Below are 16943 nucleotides of genomic sequence, written 5' to 3' on the forward strand. Positions count from 1 at the left end.
CCCGGGCGCAGCGGGTAGAGATCGTCTTCGCCGCCTCCCAGGTGTAGGTCCCCCGGGACCGCCCTGTCAATAGTTTGTACTTACATTCTGACCTTTGAGTGAAATGATGTCTTAACAAAGTATTGACAGCGGGCGCCTCAAGGGATTGGATCCGGGACCAACGCAGCCGCGTTTCTTTCCCGGCGTTCCCCCGTCGCACAGTGAGGTGCAGGAAAGATGGACCGCTCTTCGCACGCCCGCTCCCGCTCCCGCAGGATGACGACCCTGGCGGCCGTGGCCGCCGCGGCGGCCCTGACCCTCGCCGGCTGCTCCAGCGGCTCCGGCGGCAAGAAGGCCGAGGAGGGCGCGGACGGCGCCTCCGCGGGCAAGGCGGACACCCCGCGGATGACGGTCGCCCTGGTCACCCACCAGTCGCAGGGCGACACCTTCTGGGACATCGTCCGCAAGGGCGCCGAGGCCGCCGCCGCCAAGGACAACGTCAAGCTCGTCTACTCGGCCGACCCCAGCGCCGGTGTCCAGGCCAACCTGGTGCAGAACGCCATCGACCAGAAGGTCGACGGCATCGCCGTCACCCTCGCCAAGCCCGACGCCCTCAAGGACGTCATAGCCCAGGCGAAGGCGGCGGGCATACCCGTCGTCGGCCTCAACTCCGGTGTCAGCGAGTGGCAGAAGCTCGGTCTGATGGAGTTCTTCGGCCAGGACGAGACGGTCGCCGGCGAGGCGCTCGGCAAGCGGCTGAACGAGGCGGGCGCCAAGAGGGCCGTCTGCGTCATCCAGGAACAGGGCAACATCGGGCTCACCCAGCGCTGCGACGGCGTGGAGAAGACCTTCTCCGGCTCGGTCGAGACACTGAACGTCAACGGCACCGACATGCCCTCGGTGAAATCGACGATCACCGCCAAGCTCGCCGAGGACAAGGCGATCGACTACGTCGTCACCCTCGGCGCCCCCTTCGCGCTGACCGCCGCGCAGTCCGTCTCGGAGTCGGGCAGCGAGGCCGAGGTCGCCACCTTCGACCTCAACAAGGAACTCACCGGGGCCATCAGCGAGGGCTCGATCGAGTTCGCCGTCGACCAGCAGCCCTACCTCCAGGGCTATCTGGCGATCGACTCGCTGTGGCTCTACAAGAACAACGGCAACTACCTGGGCGGCGGCGAGCAGCCCGTGCTGACCGGCCCGGCCTTCGTCGACAAGTCCAACGTCGAGGCCGTCGAGGGCTTCGCCGCGAAGGGCACCCGGTGATGAGCACGACCGGACAGGCCGGTCCGGCGGTGGCCACGCCGCCGCCGGACCCCGGCCCGCGGCCCACCGACGGGCGGACCGCCGGGCGCCCGCTCGTGCTCAGGCTCCTCGCCCGGCCCGAGGTGGGCGTCCTCCTCGGAGCGGTCGCGGTGCTGGTCTTCTTCCTGATCACCGCCCCGCCCGTGCGCGACGGCGGCTCGATGGCCAACATCCTGTACCAGTCGTCGACGATCGGGATCATGGCGCTGCCCGTGGCCCTGCTGATGATCGGCGGCGAGTTCGACCTGTCGGCGGGCGTCGCCGTGGTCGCCTCGGCCCTCACCGCCAGCATGATCAGCTACCAGCTGACCATGAACGTCTGGGGCGGCGTGGTCGTGGCCCTGATCGTCTCGCTGGCGGTCGGGTTCCTCAACGGCTGGATGCTGGTCCGGACCGGCCTGCCCAGCTTCCTGGTCACCCTCGGCACCTTCCTGATCCTCCAGGGCGCCAACCTGGCCGTCACCAAGTGGGTGACCGGGAACGTCGCCACCGACGACATCAGCGACATGGACGGCTTCGGCCAGGCCGAGGCCCTGTTCGCCTCCTCCTTCGGGATCGGCGGCGTCCAGGTCAAGATCACCATCCTCTGGTGGCTGGTCTTCGCCGCCCTCGCCACCTGGGTGCTGCTGCGCACCAAGTACGGCAACTGGGTCTTCGCCGTCGGCGGCAACCAGGAGTCCGCCCGCGCGGTCGGCGTGCCCGTCACCTTCACCAAGATCTCGCTGTTCATGCTCGTCGGCTTCGGCGCCTGGTTCGTCGGCATGCACCAGCTGTTCTCCTTCAACACCGTGCAGTCCGGCGAGGGCGTCGGCCAGGAGCTGATCTACATCGCCGCCGCCGTCATCGGCGGCTGCCTCCTCACCGGCGGCTACGGCTCGGCGATCGGCCCGGTCTTCGGCGCCTTCATGTTCGGCATGGTCCAGCAGGGCATCGTGTACGCGGGCTGGAACCCCGACTGGTTCAAGACCTTCCTCGGCGTGATGCTCCTCGGCGCCACGCTCATCAATCTGTGGGTCCGCCGCACGGCGACCCGGAGGTGACCGCGATGACCACCCCGCACGCAGCCCCGGCCAAGGACCGGGCCCCGGCCGATGACCGGCCGATCGTCGAACTGCGCGGCGCCGGCAAGTCCTACGGCAACATCCGCGCCCTGCACGGAGTCGACCTCGCCGTCCACCCCTCCTCGGTGACCTGCGTCCTCGGTGACAACGGCGCCGGCAAGTCCACCCTCATCAAGATCGTCTCCGGGCTGCACCAGCACACCGAGGGCGAGTTCCTCGTCGACGGCGAGCCGGTACGCTTCGGCACCCCGCGCGAGGCCCTCGACCGCGGCATCGCCACCGTCTACCAGGACCTGGCGACGGTCCCCCTGATGCCGGTGTGGCGCAACTTCTTCCTCGGCTCCGAGCTGACCCGGGGCCCCTGGCCGGTCCGCCGCCTCGACATCGAACGGATGAAGAGCACCGCGGACCGGGAACTGCGCAACATGGGCATCGTCCTGGACGACCTGGAACAGCCCATCGGCACCCTCTCCGGCGGCCAGCGCCAGTGCGTCGCCATCGCCCGCGCCGTCCACTTCGGAGCCCGCGTCCTCATCCTCGACGAGCCCACCGCGGCCCTCGGCGTGAAGCAGTCCGGGGTGGTGCTCAAGTACATCGCCGCCGCCCGCGACCGGGGCCTCGGCGTCATCTTCATCACCCACAACCCCCACCACGCGTACATGGTCGGCGACCACTTCAGCGTGCTGCGCCTGGGCACCCTGGAGTTGTCCGCGCCCCGCGACCGGGTCAGCCTCGAAGAACTCACCCACCACATGGCGGGCGGCACCGAACTGGCCGCCCTCAAGCACGAACTGTCACAGGTGCGGGGCGTCGACGTGGAGGAGCTCCCCGAAGCCGGGGACCTCACCGCGCAGGACCCCGGCACCGACGAAGGAAAGGCGTGAACATGGCGGCACTGGACCGCATCCGGGTCGGCTCCGCCCCGGACTCCTGGGGTGTCTGGTTCCCCGACGACGACCGGCAGGTGCCCTGGGCCCGCTTCCTCGACGAGGTCGCCGCGGCCGGCTACGAGTGGATCGAACTGGGCCCCTACGGCTACCTGCCCACCGACCCCGCCCGCCTGCGCGCGGAGGTCGCCGCGCGCGACCTCAAGGTGTCCGCCGGCACCGTCTTCACCGGACTGCACCGCGGCCCCTCGGTGTGGGAGTCCACCTGGGAGCACGTCAGCCAGGTCGCCGAACTGACCCGGGCGACCGGTGCCGGGCACCTCGTCGTCATCCCCTCCTTCTGGCGCGACGACAAGACCGCCGAGATCCTGGAGCCGCCGGAGCTGACCGGCGAACAGTGGGCCCACCTCACCAAGGGCATGGAACGGCTCGGCCACGAGGTCAAGGAGACCTACGGCCTCGACATCGTCGTCCACCCGCACGCCGACACCCACATCGACACCGAGGCACACGTGGAGCGGTTCCTCGACTCCACCGACTCCGACCTCGTCAACCTCTGCCTCGACACCGGGCACTACGCCTACTGCGGCGGCGACAGCGTCAAGCTGATCGAGACGTACGGCGAGCGCATCGGCTACCTGCACCTCAAGCAGGTCGACCCGGAGATCCTCGCCGACGTCGTACGCGACGGAGTCCCCTTCGGCCCGGCCGTGCAGCGCGGTGTGATGTGCGAACCGCCCTCCGGCGTACCGGAACTGGAGCCGGTGCTGGCAGCGGCCCAGCGGCTCGGGGTGGAACTTTTCGCCATCGTCGAGCAGGACATGTACCCCTGCGAGCCGGACCGGCCGCTGCCGATCGCCGAGCGCACCCGCGCGTTCCTGCGCTCCTGCGGCGCCTGAGAGGACGGTCATGACCCCGACGCTGCGCGTGGCCGTCATCGGCACCGGACGGATGGGCGCCGACCACGTCCGCCGGATCCAGCAGACCGTCAGCGGGGCGCGGGTCACCGCCGTGGTGGACGTCGACGCCGAGCGCGCCGCGGCCGTGGCCGCCCGCGTCGACGGCTGCGCCGTGCACACCGACCCGGCCGCCGCGATGGCCTCCGACGACGTCGACGCCGTCCTCGTCGCGTCCCCGGGCCCGGCGCACGAGGAAGCCCTGCTCGCCGCCTTCGCCCGCGGCCTGCCGGTGCTCTGCGAGAAGCCCCTCACCCCCGACGCGGCCTCCGCGCTGCGCCTGGTCGAGGCCGAGCGGGCGGTCGGCCGGCGCCTGGTCCAGGTCGGCTTCATGCGCCGCTACGACGCCGAGTACCGCAGCCTGAAGGCTCTGCTGGACACCGGCCGGCTGGGCCGCCCGCTGATGCTGCACCACCAGCACCGCAACGTCGCCAGCGCGGACTTCTTCACCTCCGAGATGCTCGTCACCGACTCCGTGGCGCACGAGGTGGACGTGACCCGCTGGCTCCTCGGCCAGGAGATCACCGCGGTCACGGTGCTCCGTCCGGCCTCCTCCTCCGGGGCGCCGGAGGGGCTGATCGACCCGCAGTTCGTGGTGCTGGAGACGGCAGGCGGCGCCCTCGCGGACGTCGAGATCTTCGTCAACTGCGGATTCGGCTACCAGGTCCGCGCCGAGGCCGTCTGCGAACGGGGCACCGCCCGGATCGGCGAGGGCCACGCCCTGGTCACCGCCGCGGAGGGCCGCTGGGGCGGCAGCATCGACCAGGACTGGACCGAGCGGTTCGCGGACGCCTACGACCGGGAGGTCCAGGCGTGGGTCGACGCCACCCGCAGAGGCGAGGTCACCGGGCCCGGTGTCTGGGACGGGTACGCGGCCGCCGCCGTCTGCGAGGCCGGTGTGCGGTCCCTGCGGGAGGGCGGCCGGGTCCTGGTGGAGCGGGCCGAACGGCCCCCGTTCTCCCGCTGAGCGCGCTCGACGGGCCGACGCCGACCGGGCGGGTTAGCGTGCACAGCAGTGACCGCACCCGCTCCCGGAGGCATCCGATGGCTTCGCGACTCAACCCCTACATCAGCTTCGCCGGAGACGCCCGGCAGGCCATGGAGTTCTACCAGGAGGTCTTCGGCGGCACCCTGGTCCTGAACTCCTACGGCGACTTCGGACAGCAGGACACGCCGATGGCCGACAAGATCATGCACGGCATGCTGGAGACCCCGAGCGGCTTCACCCTGATGGGCGCCGACAACCCGCCCGGCGCCGAGCACCAGCCGGGCAGGAACATCTCCGTCAGCCTCAGCGGGGACGACGACGCCGAACTGCGCGGCTACTGGGACAGGCTCTCCGGGAGCGGCGAGGTCTCGGTGCCGCTGGAGAAGCAGATGTGGGGCGACGTCTTCGGCATGTGCACCGACCGCTTCGGCATTCTCTGGATGGTCAACATCAGCGGCGCGGAGGGCTGACCGCCGCGCGCACCGCGGTCAGCGCCTGCGGACCTCCTCGATCGTGACGGGCCGGTGCTCGCGCAGGGACAGCGTGCACGCCTCGGCGATCCAGCCGGCCTCCAGCGCGTCCGCGACCGTGCACGGGGAGGTGCGGGTACCGCCCACCACCTCGGTGAACGCGGCGAGTTCGGCCCGGTAGGCCGCGGTGAACCGGTCCATGAAGAAGTCGTGCGGGACGCCCGCCGGGAACGTCGCCCCGGGCTCCACCGAGCGCAGCGGCAGCTTGTCCTCCAGCCCCACCGCGATCGAGTCGGCGAAGCCGTGGATCTCCATGCGGACGTCGTAACCCCGGGCGTTATGACGGGAGTTGGAGACCACCGCGATGGTGCCGTCGTCGAGGGTGAGGATCGCGCCGGTGGTGTCGGCGTCGCCGGCCCGCGCGATGAAGTCGGCGCCCCGGTTGCCTCCGACGGCGTACACCTCGGTCACCTCGCGGCCGGTCACCCAGCGGATGATGTCGAAGTCGTGCACCGAGCAGTCCCGGAAGATGCCCCCGGACGCGGCGATGTACGCCGCGGGCGGCGGCGCCGGGTCCAGCGTCGTGGACCGCACGGTGTGCAGGTCGCCCAGTTCACCGGCGCGCACGGCGGCGCGGGCGGCGGCGAAACCGGCGTCGAAGCGGCGGTTGAAGCCGATCTGGACCGGTACGCCCGAGCCCTCGACGGCCCGCAGGACCCGGACCGCCTCGGCGATGCTCCCGGCGACGGGCTTCTCGCAGAAGACGGGCACCCCCGCCTCGACGCCGGCCCGGATCAGCGCGGGGTGCGCGTCGGTGGCCGCGGCGACGACAATGCCGTCCACCCCGGCGGAGAACAGGGCCTCGGGGGAGTCCACGACCTCGCCGCCGAACCGCTCGGCGGCGGACTTGGCCGCGTCCGCGAAGGGGTCGGTGAGGACGAGGGAGTCGACGGCGTCGAGTCCGGAGAGGGTCTCGGCGTGGAAGGCGCCGATGCGGCCGAGGCCGAGGATTCCGATGCGCATGAGGGTGCGGCTCCTTGAAGAGTGAGGGGGGTGTCAGTCCAGTCCACCGAGGACGTTCTGGTCCCAGTCGATCACCGACCCGGTGACCACTCCGGAACGGTCCGAGAGAAGCAGGGCCACGAAGTCGGCGATCTCGTCCGGGTGGCCGAGTCTGCCCATCGGCAGCCGGGCGGCGGCCCGTTCGCGCCAGTCGTCCCCGGCGCCGTGGTACGTCCGCTGGGTCGCGTCCTCGCCCTCGGTGCCGGTCCAGCCGATGTTGAGGCCGTTGATCCGGACCCGGTCGAAGCGGTGCGCGTGGGCGGCGTTGCGGGTCAGCCCGATCAGCCCCGCCTTGGCGGAGACGTACGGCGCGAGGAAGGGCTGGCCGCCGTGGGCCGAGGACGTGATGACGTTGACGACCGTGCCGGGCGCCTCGCGGGCCACCATGTCCGCCACCGCCGCCTGCATGGCGAAGAACGGCGCCCGGAGATTGACGGCGATGTGCCGGTCGAACAGCTCGGGCGTGGTGTCCAGCAGGGTGCCGCGCGCGGTCAGCCCGGCGGAGTTCACCAGGCAGTCGATCCGGCCGTACGCGGCCACCGTCGCGGTGACGGAGCGTCTCGCCTCCTCGGCCTCGGCGAGATCGGCCCGTACGAAGCGGGCCTTGCCGCCCGCCGCGGTCAGCTCCCGGACCAGTGCCTCGCCGGGCCCGGCGCGCCGGCCGGTCACCGTCACCACGGCGCCCTCCCGTACGGCGGCGCGGGCCACGGCGGCACCGACGCCCTGGGTGCCGCCGTTGACGAGGACGACCTTGTCGTCGAGAAGTCCCATGAGGTGCGGTTCCCTTCAGCTCACGCGCCGCTCGGCGGCGGCCCTCAGCTCGGCGCGCAGCGCCTCGGGCGTCCTGGACGCGGCCAGCGCGCGCCGGACGAGGTCCGCCTGCGCGGGCGGGGCGAGTCCGTCCACGGGAGGGTCGCGGTCGAGGTTGGTGGGGAAGGGGTAGCCCTCGGCGGCGGCCGCGATCACGTTGTCCAGCAGAGCCGGGTCCACGCCCTCGGCGCGGCGGCGCAGCAGCGCCGGGTAGACGGCGTTCACCACCGCCTCGCGGTCCACCGTCTCCATGGCCCGCCCGAACGCCGACGACACCTGGAGCAGGTTGGCGGTGCGCCGCACGTCCGCGGAGCGGTTGGTGCCGGCGGCGTGGAACACCGCCGGGTTGAAGAAGGCCGCGTCGCCCTTGGCCAGGGGCGGCTGTACGTGGTGGGCGTCGAAGTACGCCCGGAACTCCGGCCGCCGCCAGGCCAGATACCCCGGCTCGTAGGTCTGCGAGTACGGCAGGTACGTCGTTGGGCCCGACTCCACCGGCATGTCGGCGTGCGCGACGGCGCCCTGGAGGGTCAGCACGGGGGAGAGGCGGTGCACGTGCGCCGGATGCGCGGCCGCGGCCTCGTCGGACAGGAACCCCAGGTGGTAGTCGCGGTGCGGGCTCTGCGCGACGCCGCCCGGGTGGACCACGTTGACCTGCGAGGTCACCTGGTAGCCGGGGCCGAGCCAGGCCCGGGACACCAGGGCCAGCACCTCGTTGGCGTAGTAGTCGGCGAACCCCTCGGGATCGCGCAGGGCGGCCTTCTCCAGCGCGTTCCACACCCGGTCGTTGGTGCCGGGCCGGGCGAAGTGGTCGCCCGCGTCCCGGCCGGAGGCACGCTGTTCGGCGATCAGCGCGTCGAACACCGCGGTGAGCCGGTCGACGACCGCCGGGTCGGGAAAGGCACCCCGGAAGACCACGACGCCGGGCCCGTCGGTGAGGGCGCGGATCAGCTCGTCGTCGGGCGCGGTGCCCTCGTAGACGAGCACGTTCCGCTCGACGGCCACGGCGTGCGGATAGTCCGCCGGGTCGGTGGCGCGCTCGACCAGCGCGCGGAAGGAGCCGAGGTCGCAGTCCCGCTGGGACAGCCGGGCACGGGGGTGTGCGGAGGTGAAGGACATCGGTGTCCTCTCGGTGACAGGGGCGGCTCAGTGCTGTCATTCTTGTCAGGACAAAGACGTCGAACAACCAGCAGGAAGCCATCAAAAACCCTTCAAGGAGCCTTGGGTATGGGCCACCCGTTCCCGATCCGGGAGATCGCGCGCCAGGCAGGGCTCAGCGAGGCCACCGTGGACCGGGTGCTCAACGCCCGGGGAGGGGTGCGGGACAGCACCGCGCGCGAGGTGCGCCGGGCCATCGCCGACCTGGACCGGCAGCGCACCCAGGTCCGGCTGGTCGGCCGCACCTTCATGGTCGACATCGTGATGCAGGCCCCGGAACGGTTCAGCACCGCCGTGCGGGCCGCCCTGGAGGCCGAACTGCCCGCGCTGCACCCGGCGGTGGTGCGTTCGCGCTTCCACTTCCGGGAGACCGGACCGGCCGGGGAACTGACCCGCGTCCTCGACCGGATCGCCCGGCGCGGCTCCCAGGGCGTCATCCTCAAGGCACCGGACGTGCCCGAGGTCACCGCCGCCGTCGGCCGTCTTGCGGAGGCCGGGATCCCGGTGGTGACCCTGGTGACCGACCTTCCCTCCACCTCCCGCCTCGCCTATGTCGGCATCGACAACCGGGCCGCCGGCGCCACCGCCGCGTACCTCGTGGGCCAGTGGCTCGGCGACCGGCCGGGCCATGTGCTCACCAGCCTGTCCAGCGGCTTCTTCCGCAACGAGGAGGAGCGCGAGATGGGCTTCCGCAGCGCCGTGCGCGCCCGCCAACCCGGGCGCCACCTGGTCGAACTGACGGAGGGGCAGGGCCTGGACGCCACCCAGTACGACCTGGTCCGCGCCGCGCTCCTGCGGGACCCCGAGATCCGCGCCGTGTACTCCATCGGCGGCGGCAACAACGCCACCCTGCGGGCCTTCGCCGACCTCGGCCGCGAGTGCGCGGTGTTCGTCGCCCACGACCTGGACCACGACAACACCCGGCTGCTGCGGGAGCACCGGCTGTCCGCCGTCCTCCACCACGATCTCCGCCAGGACCTGCGTGAGGCCTGCCACCACGTCATGCGCGCCCACGGCGCGCTCCCGCCCGCCGGACCCTCGCTGCCCTCCGCGATCCAAGTCGTGACGCCCTACAACATGCCCACCGGCTAGCCGAGTTCCACCCAGCTCCCGGTCCGCGCCGAGCGGCTCATCGCGTCCAGGGCGACGGCGCCGCGCACGGCGTCCGCGAGCGTGGCACCGTGGGAGCGGCCCTCGGCGATCGAGCGCAGGAAGCGGTACGCCTCCACGACCTTCAGGTCGTCGTAGCCCATCGCGTTCGCCGCGCCCGGCTGGAAGGCGCCGAACTCGCCGTCGCCCGGACCGACGTACACCGTGCTGACGGGCTGGTCCTGGTAGGAGGTGCCGCGGCTGACGCCGAGTTCGTTCATCCTGCGGAAGTCCCAGAACACCGCGCCCCGGGTGCCGTGCACCTCGAAGCCGTAGTTGTTCTGCTCGCCGACCGAGACTCGGCACGCCTCCAGCACCCCGCGGGCGCCGGAGGCGAAGCGCAGCAGACAGTTGACGTAGTCCTCGTTCTCGACCGGGCCCGGCTCGCCGCCGGCCGCGCGGGTGTGGCCCGCCGTCGCGCCGGCCGGGCGGGCCCGCTCGGGGACGAACACCGCCGTGTCGGCGGCGAGGGAGACGAGGTCGCCGAGCAGGTACCGGGCCAGGTCCACCCCGTGCGAGGCGAGGTCGCCGAGCACCCCGCTGCCGCCGCGCTCCCGCTGGTAGCGCCAGGTCAGCGCGGCCTCGGGATGGGCGGCGTAGTCGCTGAACAGCCGGAAGCGCGCGTGGGTGACGGTGCCGATGTCCCCGGCGGCGATCAGCTCCCGGGCCGCCTCCACGGCGGGCGCGTTGCGGTAGTTGAAGCCGACCGCGCCGCGCACCCCGGCCCGCGCGACCGCGTCCGCGACCGCCCGCGCGTCCTGCGCGGTCAGTCCCACCGGCTTCTCGATCCACAGGTGCTTGCCCGCCTCGGCCATCGCCACCCCGATCTCGCGGTGCAGGAAGTTGGGCGCGGTGACGCTCACCGCCCGCACCCGGGGATCGGCGGCCACCTCGCGCCAGTCACGGGTGGCCGTGGCGAAGCCGAACCGTTCGGCCGCCTCCTCGGCCCGCCCCGGCACCTCCTCCGCGACGGCGACCAGCTCCGGGCGCAGGGGGAGCTGGGGATAGTGGTGCCGCACGCGGGCGTACGCCTGGGTGTGCACCCGTCCCATCCAGCCGAATCCGACGACGGCGACCCCGAGCGCATCCACCATGACAGCCCTTCTTTGGACCGGTCCACAACCTGTCCGACCACCCTGGGCGGCATTCCGCACCGGTGTCAAGCCTTTGACAAGGCCGCACGGGCCGTGGAACGGTCCATGCCATGAGACCGCCGACCATCCGTGACGTGGCCGAACGGGCCGGTGTCTCCAAGTCCCTGGTCTCCCTGGTGCTGCGCGGCTCCGCCCAGGTACGGCCCGAGAAGCGGGACGCCGTGCTGCGGGCCGTGGCCGAACTCGGCTACCGCCCCAACACCGCGGCCCGCAGCCTCAGCGAGCGCCGCACCCGCACCGTCGGCGTGCTCCTGAACGACCTGCGCAACCCCTGGTTCGTGGACCTCCTCGACGGGCTGAACCCCCTGCTCCACGACAACGGCCTGCACATGCTGCTCGCCGACGCCCGGCTCAACCGCCGCACCGGCCAGGATCCGGCCGAACCCCTCCTCGGCCTGGGGGTGGACGGTCTCGTCGTGGTCGGCACGCTGCCCGATCCGGCCGCGCTCGGTCCGGTCGCCGAGCGGATGCCGGTGGTGGTGGCGGGTGCCCGGGAGGCGGTGCCGGAGCACGTGGACGTGGTGGCGGGCGACGACGAGCACGGCGCCCGGCTGGCCACGGAGCACCTGATCGGCCTCGGGCACCGCCGGATCGCCCACCTCGCGGGCTTCGGCGCGGTCGGTGAACTGCGCCGGCGCAGTTTCGAGGGGACGATGCGGGCGCACGGCCTCGGTGACCTCGCCCGGGTCGAGACCGGGGACATGACCGAGGAGGGCGGCCACCGCGCGGCGGTGCGGCTCCTCGGCCGCCCGGACCGGCCGACCGCGCTCTTCGCCGTCAACGACATCTCCGGGGTGGGCGCGCTCTCGGCGGCCGAGGAACTGGGCCTGCGGGTGCCGGGCGACCTGTCGGTCGTCGGCTACGACAACACCGGGATCTCCCGGCTGCGGCACCTGTGGCTGACCACCGTGGACGGCGCCGGGTACGACGTGGGCCGGCGGGCGGCGCGCTGTCTGCTCGACCGGTTCGAGCGGCCCGGCGCGCCGGGCCTGGTGCGGCTGGCGGCTCCCGCGCTGGAGGTGCGGGGCACGACGGCCCCGCCGTTCGTTGAGGGCATGTCGGCCCCGCCGCTTGTCGAGGGCGCGTCGGCCTCGCCGCTCGCCGAGGGCACGGCCCCGCCGCTCAGAGATTGATCGAGTAGACCTTGCGCAGGGTCTCGTGCACGGTCCACGTCGTCCGGTCGCCCTCGCGCAGCACCGCCATGTCGCCGGGATTTACTGTCAGCGTCGGTCCGCCCTCGAACTCGATGGTGGCCGAACCGCTGACCACCACGAACAGCTCGTCCGCCTCGGTGTCGGTGACCACGCCGGGGGTGATCTGCCAGATTCCGCGCACCTGCTTCCCGTCCGCCGACTCCCAGAGGACCTTCCCGGTGACCTCGGGGGTGCCGGAGACGATCTGCTCCGGGTCGAGCGGCTCGGCTTCGAGCTCGGCGTCGGGGACGTGTACGACGAAACTGTGGGTCATGGGCAGGACCCTAACCACGGGGAGCGGGGCAGGGCCGCGGACAGAGTGTGGGGTGTCGGGGCGGGCGGGATGACACATCGTCGTGACCCCACGACATCGGACAAAATTGTTGACAATCTTGTTTGGCTAGATTTAGGTTCGACAGGCACTCACTCAGGGAGGGCAACGATGCCGAAAGAAGCCCGTCCGGGCACCGGGGAGCAGGCCAAACAGCACGCGCTCGCGCGGCTGCGGCAGGCCATCCTGCACGGCGAGATGGCACCGGCCCAGCGGCTGGTGGAGAACGAACTCGCCGAGCAGTTCGGTGTGACACGGGCGAGCATCCGTGCGGCGCTCATCGATCTGGAGGCCCAGGGCCTCGTCGAACGGATCCGCAACCGCGGCTCGCGGGTGCGCGTGGTCACGGTGGACGAGGCCGTCGCCATCACCGAATGCCGCATGGTCCTCGAAGGACTGTGCGCGGCGAAGGCGGCCGTCGCGGCGAGCGACGACCAGCTGGCCGAACTCACCGAACTGGGCACGGCGATGACCAAGGCCGTGGCAGCCGGTGAACCGGTCGTCTACTCCGACCTCAACCACGAACTGCACACCCGGATCCGGGAGTTCTCCGGCCAGCAGACCGCACTGGAGCTGCTGGAGCGACTCAACGCCCAACTGGTGCGTCACCGCTTCCAGTTGGCACTGAGGCCGGGGCGTCCGCAGCAGTCCCTGAACGAGCACCTGGCGATGATCGAGACGATCAGGTCCAGGGACCCCGAGGCCGCCGAGGCGGCCGTCCGCGCCCACCTCAGCAGCGTGATCGAGGCGCTGCGCGACTGAACCTCGCACGAGGCGGGCGCTCACCTGTCGACACGGCGAGTGAGCCGAAGGAGCGAGCACGGACGACGGCGCGAGCCTGCGCCGGCCCATCGGGCCGGGCACGGCGCCGCCGGCCGGTGAGGGCTGCCCGGAGGCGAACCGCCCGAGAAGAGAGAGCTCGCAACCATGACTCAGGCCAACGTGCCCGCCCCGCCACGCTCCACGCTCGTGGTGACCGCCCACGCGGGGGACTTCGTGTGGCGGGCGGGCGGCGCCATCGCCCTGGCCGCGGCCCGCGGGGAGAAGGTGACCATCGCCTGTCTGACCTTCGGTGAGCGCGGCGAGTCCGCCAAGGCGTGGCGCGAGGGCAAGAAGCTGGAGGAGATCAAGGCCGTCCGGCGCGACGAGGCCGAGCGCGCCGCCGCCACCCTCGGCGCCGGGGTCCGCTTCTTCGACGCCGGCGACTACCCGCTGACCGCCACCCCCGAGCTGACCGACCGGCTCGTCGAGGTCTACCGCGAGACGCAGCCGGACGTGGTCCTCACCCACCCCACCGAGGACCCCTACAACGGCGACCACCCCGCCGCCAACCGCATGGCCCTGGAGGCCCGGGTGCTCGCCCAGGCCATCGGCTACCCGGGCAAGGGCGAGATCATCGGCGCCCCGCCGGTGTTCTACTTCGAGCCCCACCAGCCCGAGATGAGCGGCTTCCGGCCCGAGGTGCTCCTGGACATCACCGAGGTCTGGGAGACCAAGCGCAAGGCGATGGAGTGCCTCGCCGCCCAGCAGCACCTGTGGGACTACTACACCGACCTCGCCGTCCGCCGGGGCGTCCAGCTCAAGCGCAACGCGGGGCCCAACCTGGGCCTCGCCCACAAGACCATGGCCGAGGCGTACATGCGCCCCTACCCGCAGATCGCGAAGGAGCTGGCATGAGCGGCGTCATCGTCACCGGTCCGCCGAAGGCCGAGTCCGCCGATGTCGTGGCGCTCGCCGGCTTCGGGGTGGCCACCGTCAGCGAGGCGATGGGCCGCACCGGTCTGCTCGCCCCGGAGCTCCGGCCCATCCAGCAGGGTGTACGGGTGGCCGGCACCGCCGTCACGGTGCTCAGCTGGCCCGGCGACAACCTCATGATCCACGCGGCCGTGGAGCAGTGCGGCGAGGGCGACATCCTCGTCGTCACCACCACCTCCCCGTCCGTGGACGGCATGTTCGGCGAACTCTTCGCGACCGCGCTGCACCGGCGGGGCGTTCGCGGACTGGTGATCAACGCCGGCATCCGGGACACCCAGGAGCTGCGCGAGATGGGCTTCCCGGCCTGGTCCCGGGCGGTCTCGGCGCAGGGCACCGTCAAGGCCACCGGCGGCTCGGTCAACGTACCGGTGGCCGTCGACGGCCAGGTGATCCGCCCCGGGGACGTGATCCTCGCCGACGACGACGGAGTGGTCGTCGTGCCCCGCGAGCGGGCCCGGGAGACCGCCGAGCTGTCCGCCGCCCGCGAGGCGAAGGAGGCCGGCGCCCGCGCCGCCTTCCTCGACGGCCAACTCGGCCTGGACCGCTACGGGTTGCGGGAGAGGCTCAAGGCGCTCGGCGTCGAGTACCGGACGTACGAGGAGTACGCGGGGGAGCGGCCGTGACGTCGGGGCCCGAGGAGGTGCGCTGTCTGCTGATGCGCGGCGGCACCTCCAAGGGCGCCTACTTCCTCGCGGACGACCTGCCCGCCGAGCCCGCCGCCCGGGACGAACTGCTGCTGCGTGTCATGGGCAGCCCGGACCCGCGCCAGATCGACGGACTCGGCGGAGGCCACCCGCTCACCAGCAAGGTGGCCGTCGTGTCGCCGTCGGCCGACCCGCACGCCGACGTCGACTACCTCTTCCTCCAAGTCGCCGTCGACCGGGCCGAGGTGAGCGACCGTCAGAACTGCGGCAACATCCTCGCGGGCGTCGGCCCGTTCGCCGTGGAGCGCGGGCTCGTCGAGCCGGGCCGGGAGCGTACCGCCGTCCGGATCCGCATGGTCAACTCCGGCGACCTGGCGACCGCGACCTTCCCGACCCCGGGAGGGCGGGTCGACTACACCGGGGACGCCGAGATCTCGGGGGTGCCGGGCACCGCCGCGCCCGTGCTGATCGAGTTCCCGGCCGGCGCCGCGCCCCTGCTCCCCACCGGGCGCGTCCGGGACGAGATCGAGGGCGTACAGGTCACCTGTGTGGACAACGGGATGCCGACCGTCCTGATCGAGGCCACCGCGCTCAAGGTCACCGGGTACGAGTCGCCCGCCGACCTGGAGGAGGACGACGCCCTGGCCGACCGGCTGCGCCGCATCCGGCTGCGGGCGGGCCGCCTGATGGGACTCGGTGACGTGTCCGACACGACCGTGCCCAAGCTCACGCTGCTCGCATCGCCCCGCGACGGCGGTTCCGTCACCACGCGCACCTTCATTCCGGTGCGCTGTCATCCCTCGATCGGCGTACTCGGAGGGGCGAGCGTCGCCACCGGCCTTCGAATCGAGGGAAGTGTGGCCGATGGAATCGCCCGAGTCGATCCCGATAGTGACCGAATTCGCATAGAACATCCCTCGGGATTTCTGGACATCGAAAGTAGCCTCGGCGTGAACGCCGACGGCTCCCCGTTCCCCCGCCGTACGGCCGTGGTCCGTACGGCCCGCAAGATCTTCGACGGTTCCGTGTTCCCCAGGGCCGCCGAACACTCCACAGGAGGTCAACGATGACTCCGCCGCTCGGCGACATCGCCCACATCGGCCACGCTCAGCTGTTCACGCCCGACCTGGACGCCAGCGTCGCCTTCTTCACCGACTACCTGGGTCTGACGGTCAATCAACAGCTCGGCGACAGCGTCTACTTGCGGACCTTCGACGACTACGAGCAGCACAGTCTGGTGCTCACCGCCCGCGAGACCCCCGGCCTGGGCCGGCTGGCCCTGCGCACCTCCAGCGAGGAGGCGCTGCACCGCCGGGTCCGGGCGGTCGAGGAGTCGGGCGGCACCGGGCGCTGGGCCGAGGACGAGCCCGGCCTCGGCAGGCTCTACGTCACCACCGACCCCGACGGGCACGAACACGCCCTGTACTGGGAGAGCGAGCACTACACGGCTCCCGAGGAACTCCGGCCGGCGCTGAAGAACCAGCCGCAGGCCAAACCCAACCGGGGCGTGGGCGTACGGCGGCTCGACCACGTCAACTTCCTCGCCGCCGACGTGCTCGCCAACGCCGAGTTCCAGCAGAACGTCCTCGGCGCCCGCGCGACGGAGCAGATCCAACTGGACAGCGGACGGATCGCGGCCCGCTGGCTGACGTACACGAACAAGTCGTACGACGTCGTCTACACCTCGGACTGGACCGGGTCGGCGGGCCGGCTGCACCACATCGCGTTCGCCGCCGACACCCGTGAGGACATCCTGCGCGCCGCCGATCTGGCCATCGACAGCGGGGTGTTCATCGAGACCGGGCCGCACAAGCACGCGATCCAGCAGACCTTCTTCCTGTACGTCTACGAGCCCGGCGGCAACCGGATCGAGCTGTGCAATCCGCTCACCCGGCTGGTGCTGGCGCCCGACTGGCCGCTCATCACCTGGACCGAGGAGGAGCGCAAGAAGGGGCAGGCCTGGGGCCTGAAGACCATCGAGTCGTTCCACACCCACGGGACCCCGCCGGTCGCGTGACGGGGGTGCGCGAGGGGCCGTTATCGGATT

Annotated in this window: 18 protein-coding genes; 13 read left to right on the forward strand and 5 right to left on the reverse strand. The window is 71.9% G+C overall.

The window, feature by feature from the left end; translation table 11 throughout:
* Positions 1-216: 216 nt before the first annotated feature.
* From AB0E07_RS16135 to AB0E07_RS16160, 6 genes are all read left to right on the forward strand, one after another.
* Positions 217-1242 (forward strand): sugar ABC transporter substrate-binding protein, encoded by a 1026-nt coding sequence (locus tag AB0E07_RS16135; RefSeq protein ID WP_362251258.1) that lies wholly within the window; start codon positions 217-219, stop codon positions 1240-1242.
* Positions 1242-2321, forward strand: a complete 1080-nt coding sequence (locus tag AB0E07_RS16140; protein WP_362251261.1) for an ABC transporter permease — start codon at positions 1242-1244, stop codon at positions 2319-2321. Before AB0E07_RS16135 ends, AB0E07_RS16140 begins: the two co-directional genes overlap by 1 nt.
* A gap of 5 nt (positions 2322-2326) precedes the next feature.
* Positions 2327-3226 (forward strand): ATP-binding cassette domain-containing protein, encoded by a 900-nt coding sequence (locus AB0E07_RS16145; RefSeq protein ID WP_362251264.1) that lies wholly within the window; start codon positions 2327-2329, stop codon positions 3224-3226.
* 2 nt (positions 3227-3228) lie between these two features.
* A complete protein-coding gene (locus AB0E07_RS16150; RefSeq protein ID WP_362251267.1) occupies positions 3229-4128 on the forward strand; it encodes a sugar phosphate isomerase/epimerase in 900 nt (299 codons plus the stop codon).
* A gap of 10 nt (positions 4129-4138) precedes the next feature.
* Positions 4139-5152, forward strand: coding sequence for a Gfo/Idh/MocA family oxidoreductase (locus AB0E07_RS16155; RefSeq protein ID WP_362251271.1), 1014 nt, complete (start codon positions 4139-4141; stop codon positions 5150-5152).
* 77 nt (positions 5153-5229) lie between these two features.
* Positions 5230-5643: a VOC family protein gene (locus tag AB0E07_RS16160; protein WP_362251274.1), complete on the forward strand. Its 414-nt coding sequence runs from the start codon at positions 5230-5232 to the stop codon at positions 5641-5643.
* 18 nt (positions 5644-5661) lie between these two features.
* On the opposite strand, the gene AB0E07_RS16165 is transcribed toward AB0E07_RS16160, so the two are convergent.
* Genes AB0E07_RS16165 through AB0E07_RS16175 form a run of 3 tightly spaced genes read right to left on the reverse strand, consistent with a single transcriptional unit; the run spans position 5662 to position 8631 of the window.
* A complete protein-coding gene (locus tag AB0E07_RS16165) occupies positions 5662-6666 on the reverse strand; it encodes a Gfo/Idh/MocA family oxidoreductase (RefSeq protein ID WP_362251277.1) in 1005 nt (334 codons plus the stop codon).
* 33 nt (positions 6667-6699) lie between these two features.
* Complete coding sequence (locus AB0E07_RS16170) at positions 6700-7476, reverse strand: SDR family oxidoreductase (RefSeq protein WP_362251281.1); 777 nt, start codon at positions 7474-7476, stop codon at positions 6700-6702.
* Between the two features lie 15 nt (positions 7477-7491).
* The gene (locus AB0E07_RS16175; RefSeq protein ID WP_362251284.1) at positions 7492-8631 is read right to left on the reverse strand and encodes a phytanoyl-CoA dioxygenase family protein; all 1140 of its coding nucleotides are present in this window, start codon (positions 8629-8631) and stop codon (positions 7492-7494) included.
* Positions 8632-8739: 108 nt separating this feature from the next.
* Here AB0E07_RS16175 and AB0E07_RS16180 point away from each other — a divergent pair, with 108 nt between their 5' ends.
* Positions 8740-9762, forward strand: a complete 1023-nt coding sequence (locus AB0E07_RS16180; RefSeq protein ID WP_362251287.1) for a LacI family DNA-binding transcriptional regulator — start codon at positions 8740-8742, stop codon at positions 9760-9762.
* Here the strand turns inward: AB0E07_RS16180 and AB0E07_RS16185 are convergent.
* Positions 9759-10913, reverse strand: a complete 1155-nt coding sequence (locus tag AB0E07_RS16185; RefSeq protein WP_362251290.1) for a Gfo/Idh/MocA family oxidoreductase — start codon at positions 10911-10913, stop codon at positions 9759-9761. The two genes, AB0E07_RS16180 and AB0E07_RS16185, sit on opposite strands and share 4 nt — an antisense overlap.
* A gap of 110 nt (positions 10914-11023) precedes the next feature.
* Here AB0E07_RS16185 and AB0E07_RS16190 point away from each other — a divergent pair, with 110 nt between their 5' ends.
* Positions 11024-12106, forward strand: coding sequence for a LacI family DNA-binding transcriptional regulator (locus tag AB0E07_RS16190; protein ID WP_362251293.1), 1083 nt, complete (start codon positions 11024-11026; stop codon positions 12104-12106).
* On the opposite strand, the gene AB0E07_RS16195 is transcribed toward AB0E07_RS16190, so the two are convergent.
* On the reverse strand, positions 12096-12440 hold the full coding sequence (locus tag AB0E07_RS16195; protein ID WP_362251296.1) for a cupin domain-containing protein: 345 nt from the start codon (positions 12438-12440) through the stop codon (positions 12096-12098). The two genes, AB0E07_RS16190 and AB0E07_RS16195, sit on opposite strands and share 11 nt — an antisense overlap.
* Before the next feature lie 168 nt (positions 12441-12608).
* Here AB0E07_RS16195 and AB0E07_RS16200 point away from each other — a divergent pair, with 168 nt between their 5' ends.
* From AB0E07_RS16200 to AB0E07_RS16220, 5 genes are all read left to right on the forward strand, one after another.
* Positions 12609-13259 carry a GntR family transcriptional regulator gene (locus tag AB0E07_RS16200; RefSeq protein WP_362251299.1) on the forward strand — a complete coding sequence of 217 codons (651 nt, stop codon included), beginning with the start codon at positions 12609-12611 and terminating at the stop codon, positions 13257-13259.
* A gap of 165 nt (positions 13260-13424) precedes the next feature.
* Positions 13425-14174, forward strand: a complete 750-nt coding sequence (locus tag AB0E07_RS16205) for a PIG-L deacetylase family protein (protein WP_362251302.1) — start codon at positions 13425-13427, stop codon at positions 14172-14174.
* Positions 14171-14875, forward strand: a complete 705-nt coding sequence (locus AB0E07_RS16210) for a 4-carboxy-4-hydroxy-2-oxoadipate aldolase/oxaloacetate decarboxylase (RefSeq protein WP_362251306.1) — start codon at positions 14171-14173, stop codon at positions 14873-14875. Before AB0E07_RS16205 ends, AB0E07_RS16210 begins: the two co-directional genes overlap by 4 nt.
* Positions 14872-15966, forward strand: coding sequence for a 4-oxalomesaconate tautomerase (locus tag AB0E07_RS16215; protein WP_362251309.1), 1095 nt, complete (start codon positions 14872-14874; stop codon positions 15964-15966). Before AB0E07_RS16210 ends, AB0E07_RS16215 begins: the two co-directional genes overlap by 4 nt.
* Positions 15963-16913: a catechol 2,3-dioxygenase gene (locus tag AB0E07_RS16220; protein ID WP_362251312.1), complete on the forward strand. Its 951-nt coding sequence runs from the start codon at positions 15963-15965 to the stop codon at positions 16911-16913. The genes AB0E07_RS16215 and AB0E07_RS16220 overlap by 4 nt, the downstream gene beginning before the upstream one ends.
* Positions 16914-16943: the final 30 nt, after the last annotated feature.

The sequence above is a fragment of the Streptomyces sp. NPDC048002 genome, assembly GCF_040653275.1.
In the GTDB taxonomy this organism is placed as follows: domain Bacteria; phylum Actinomycetota; class Actinomycetes; order Streptomycetales; family Streptomycetaceae; genus Streptomyces.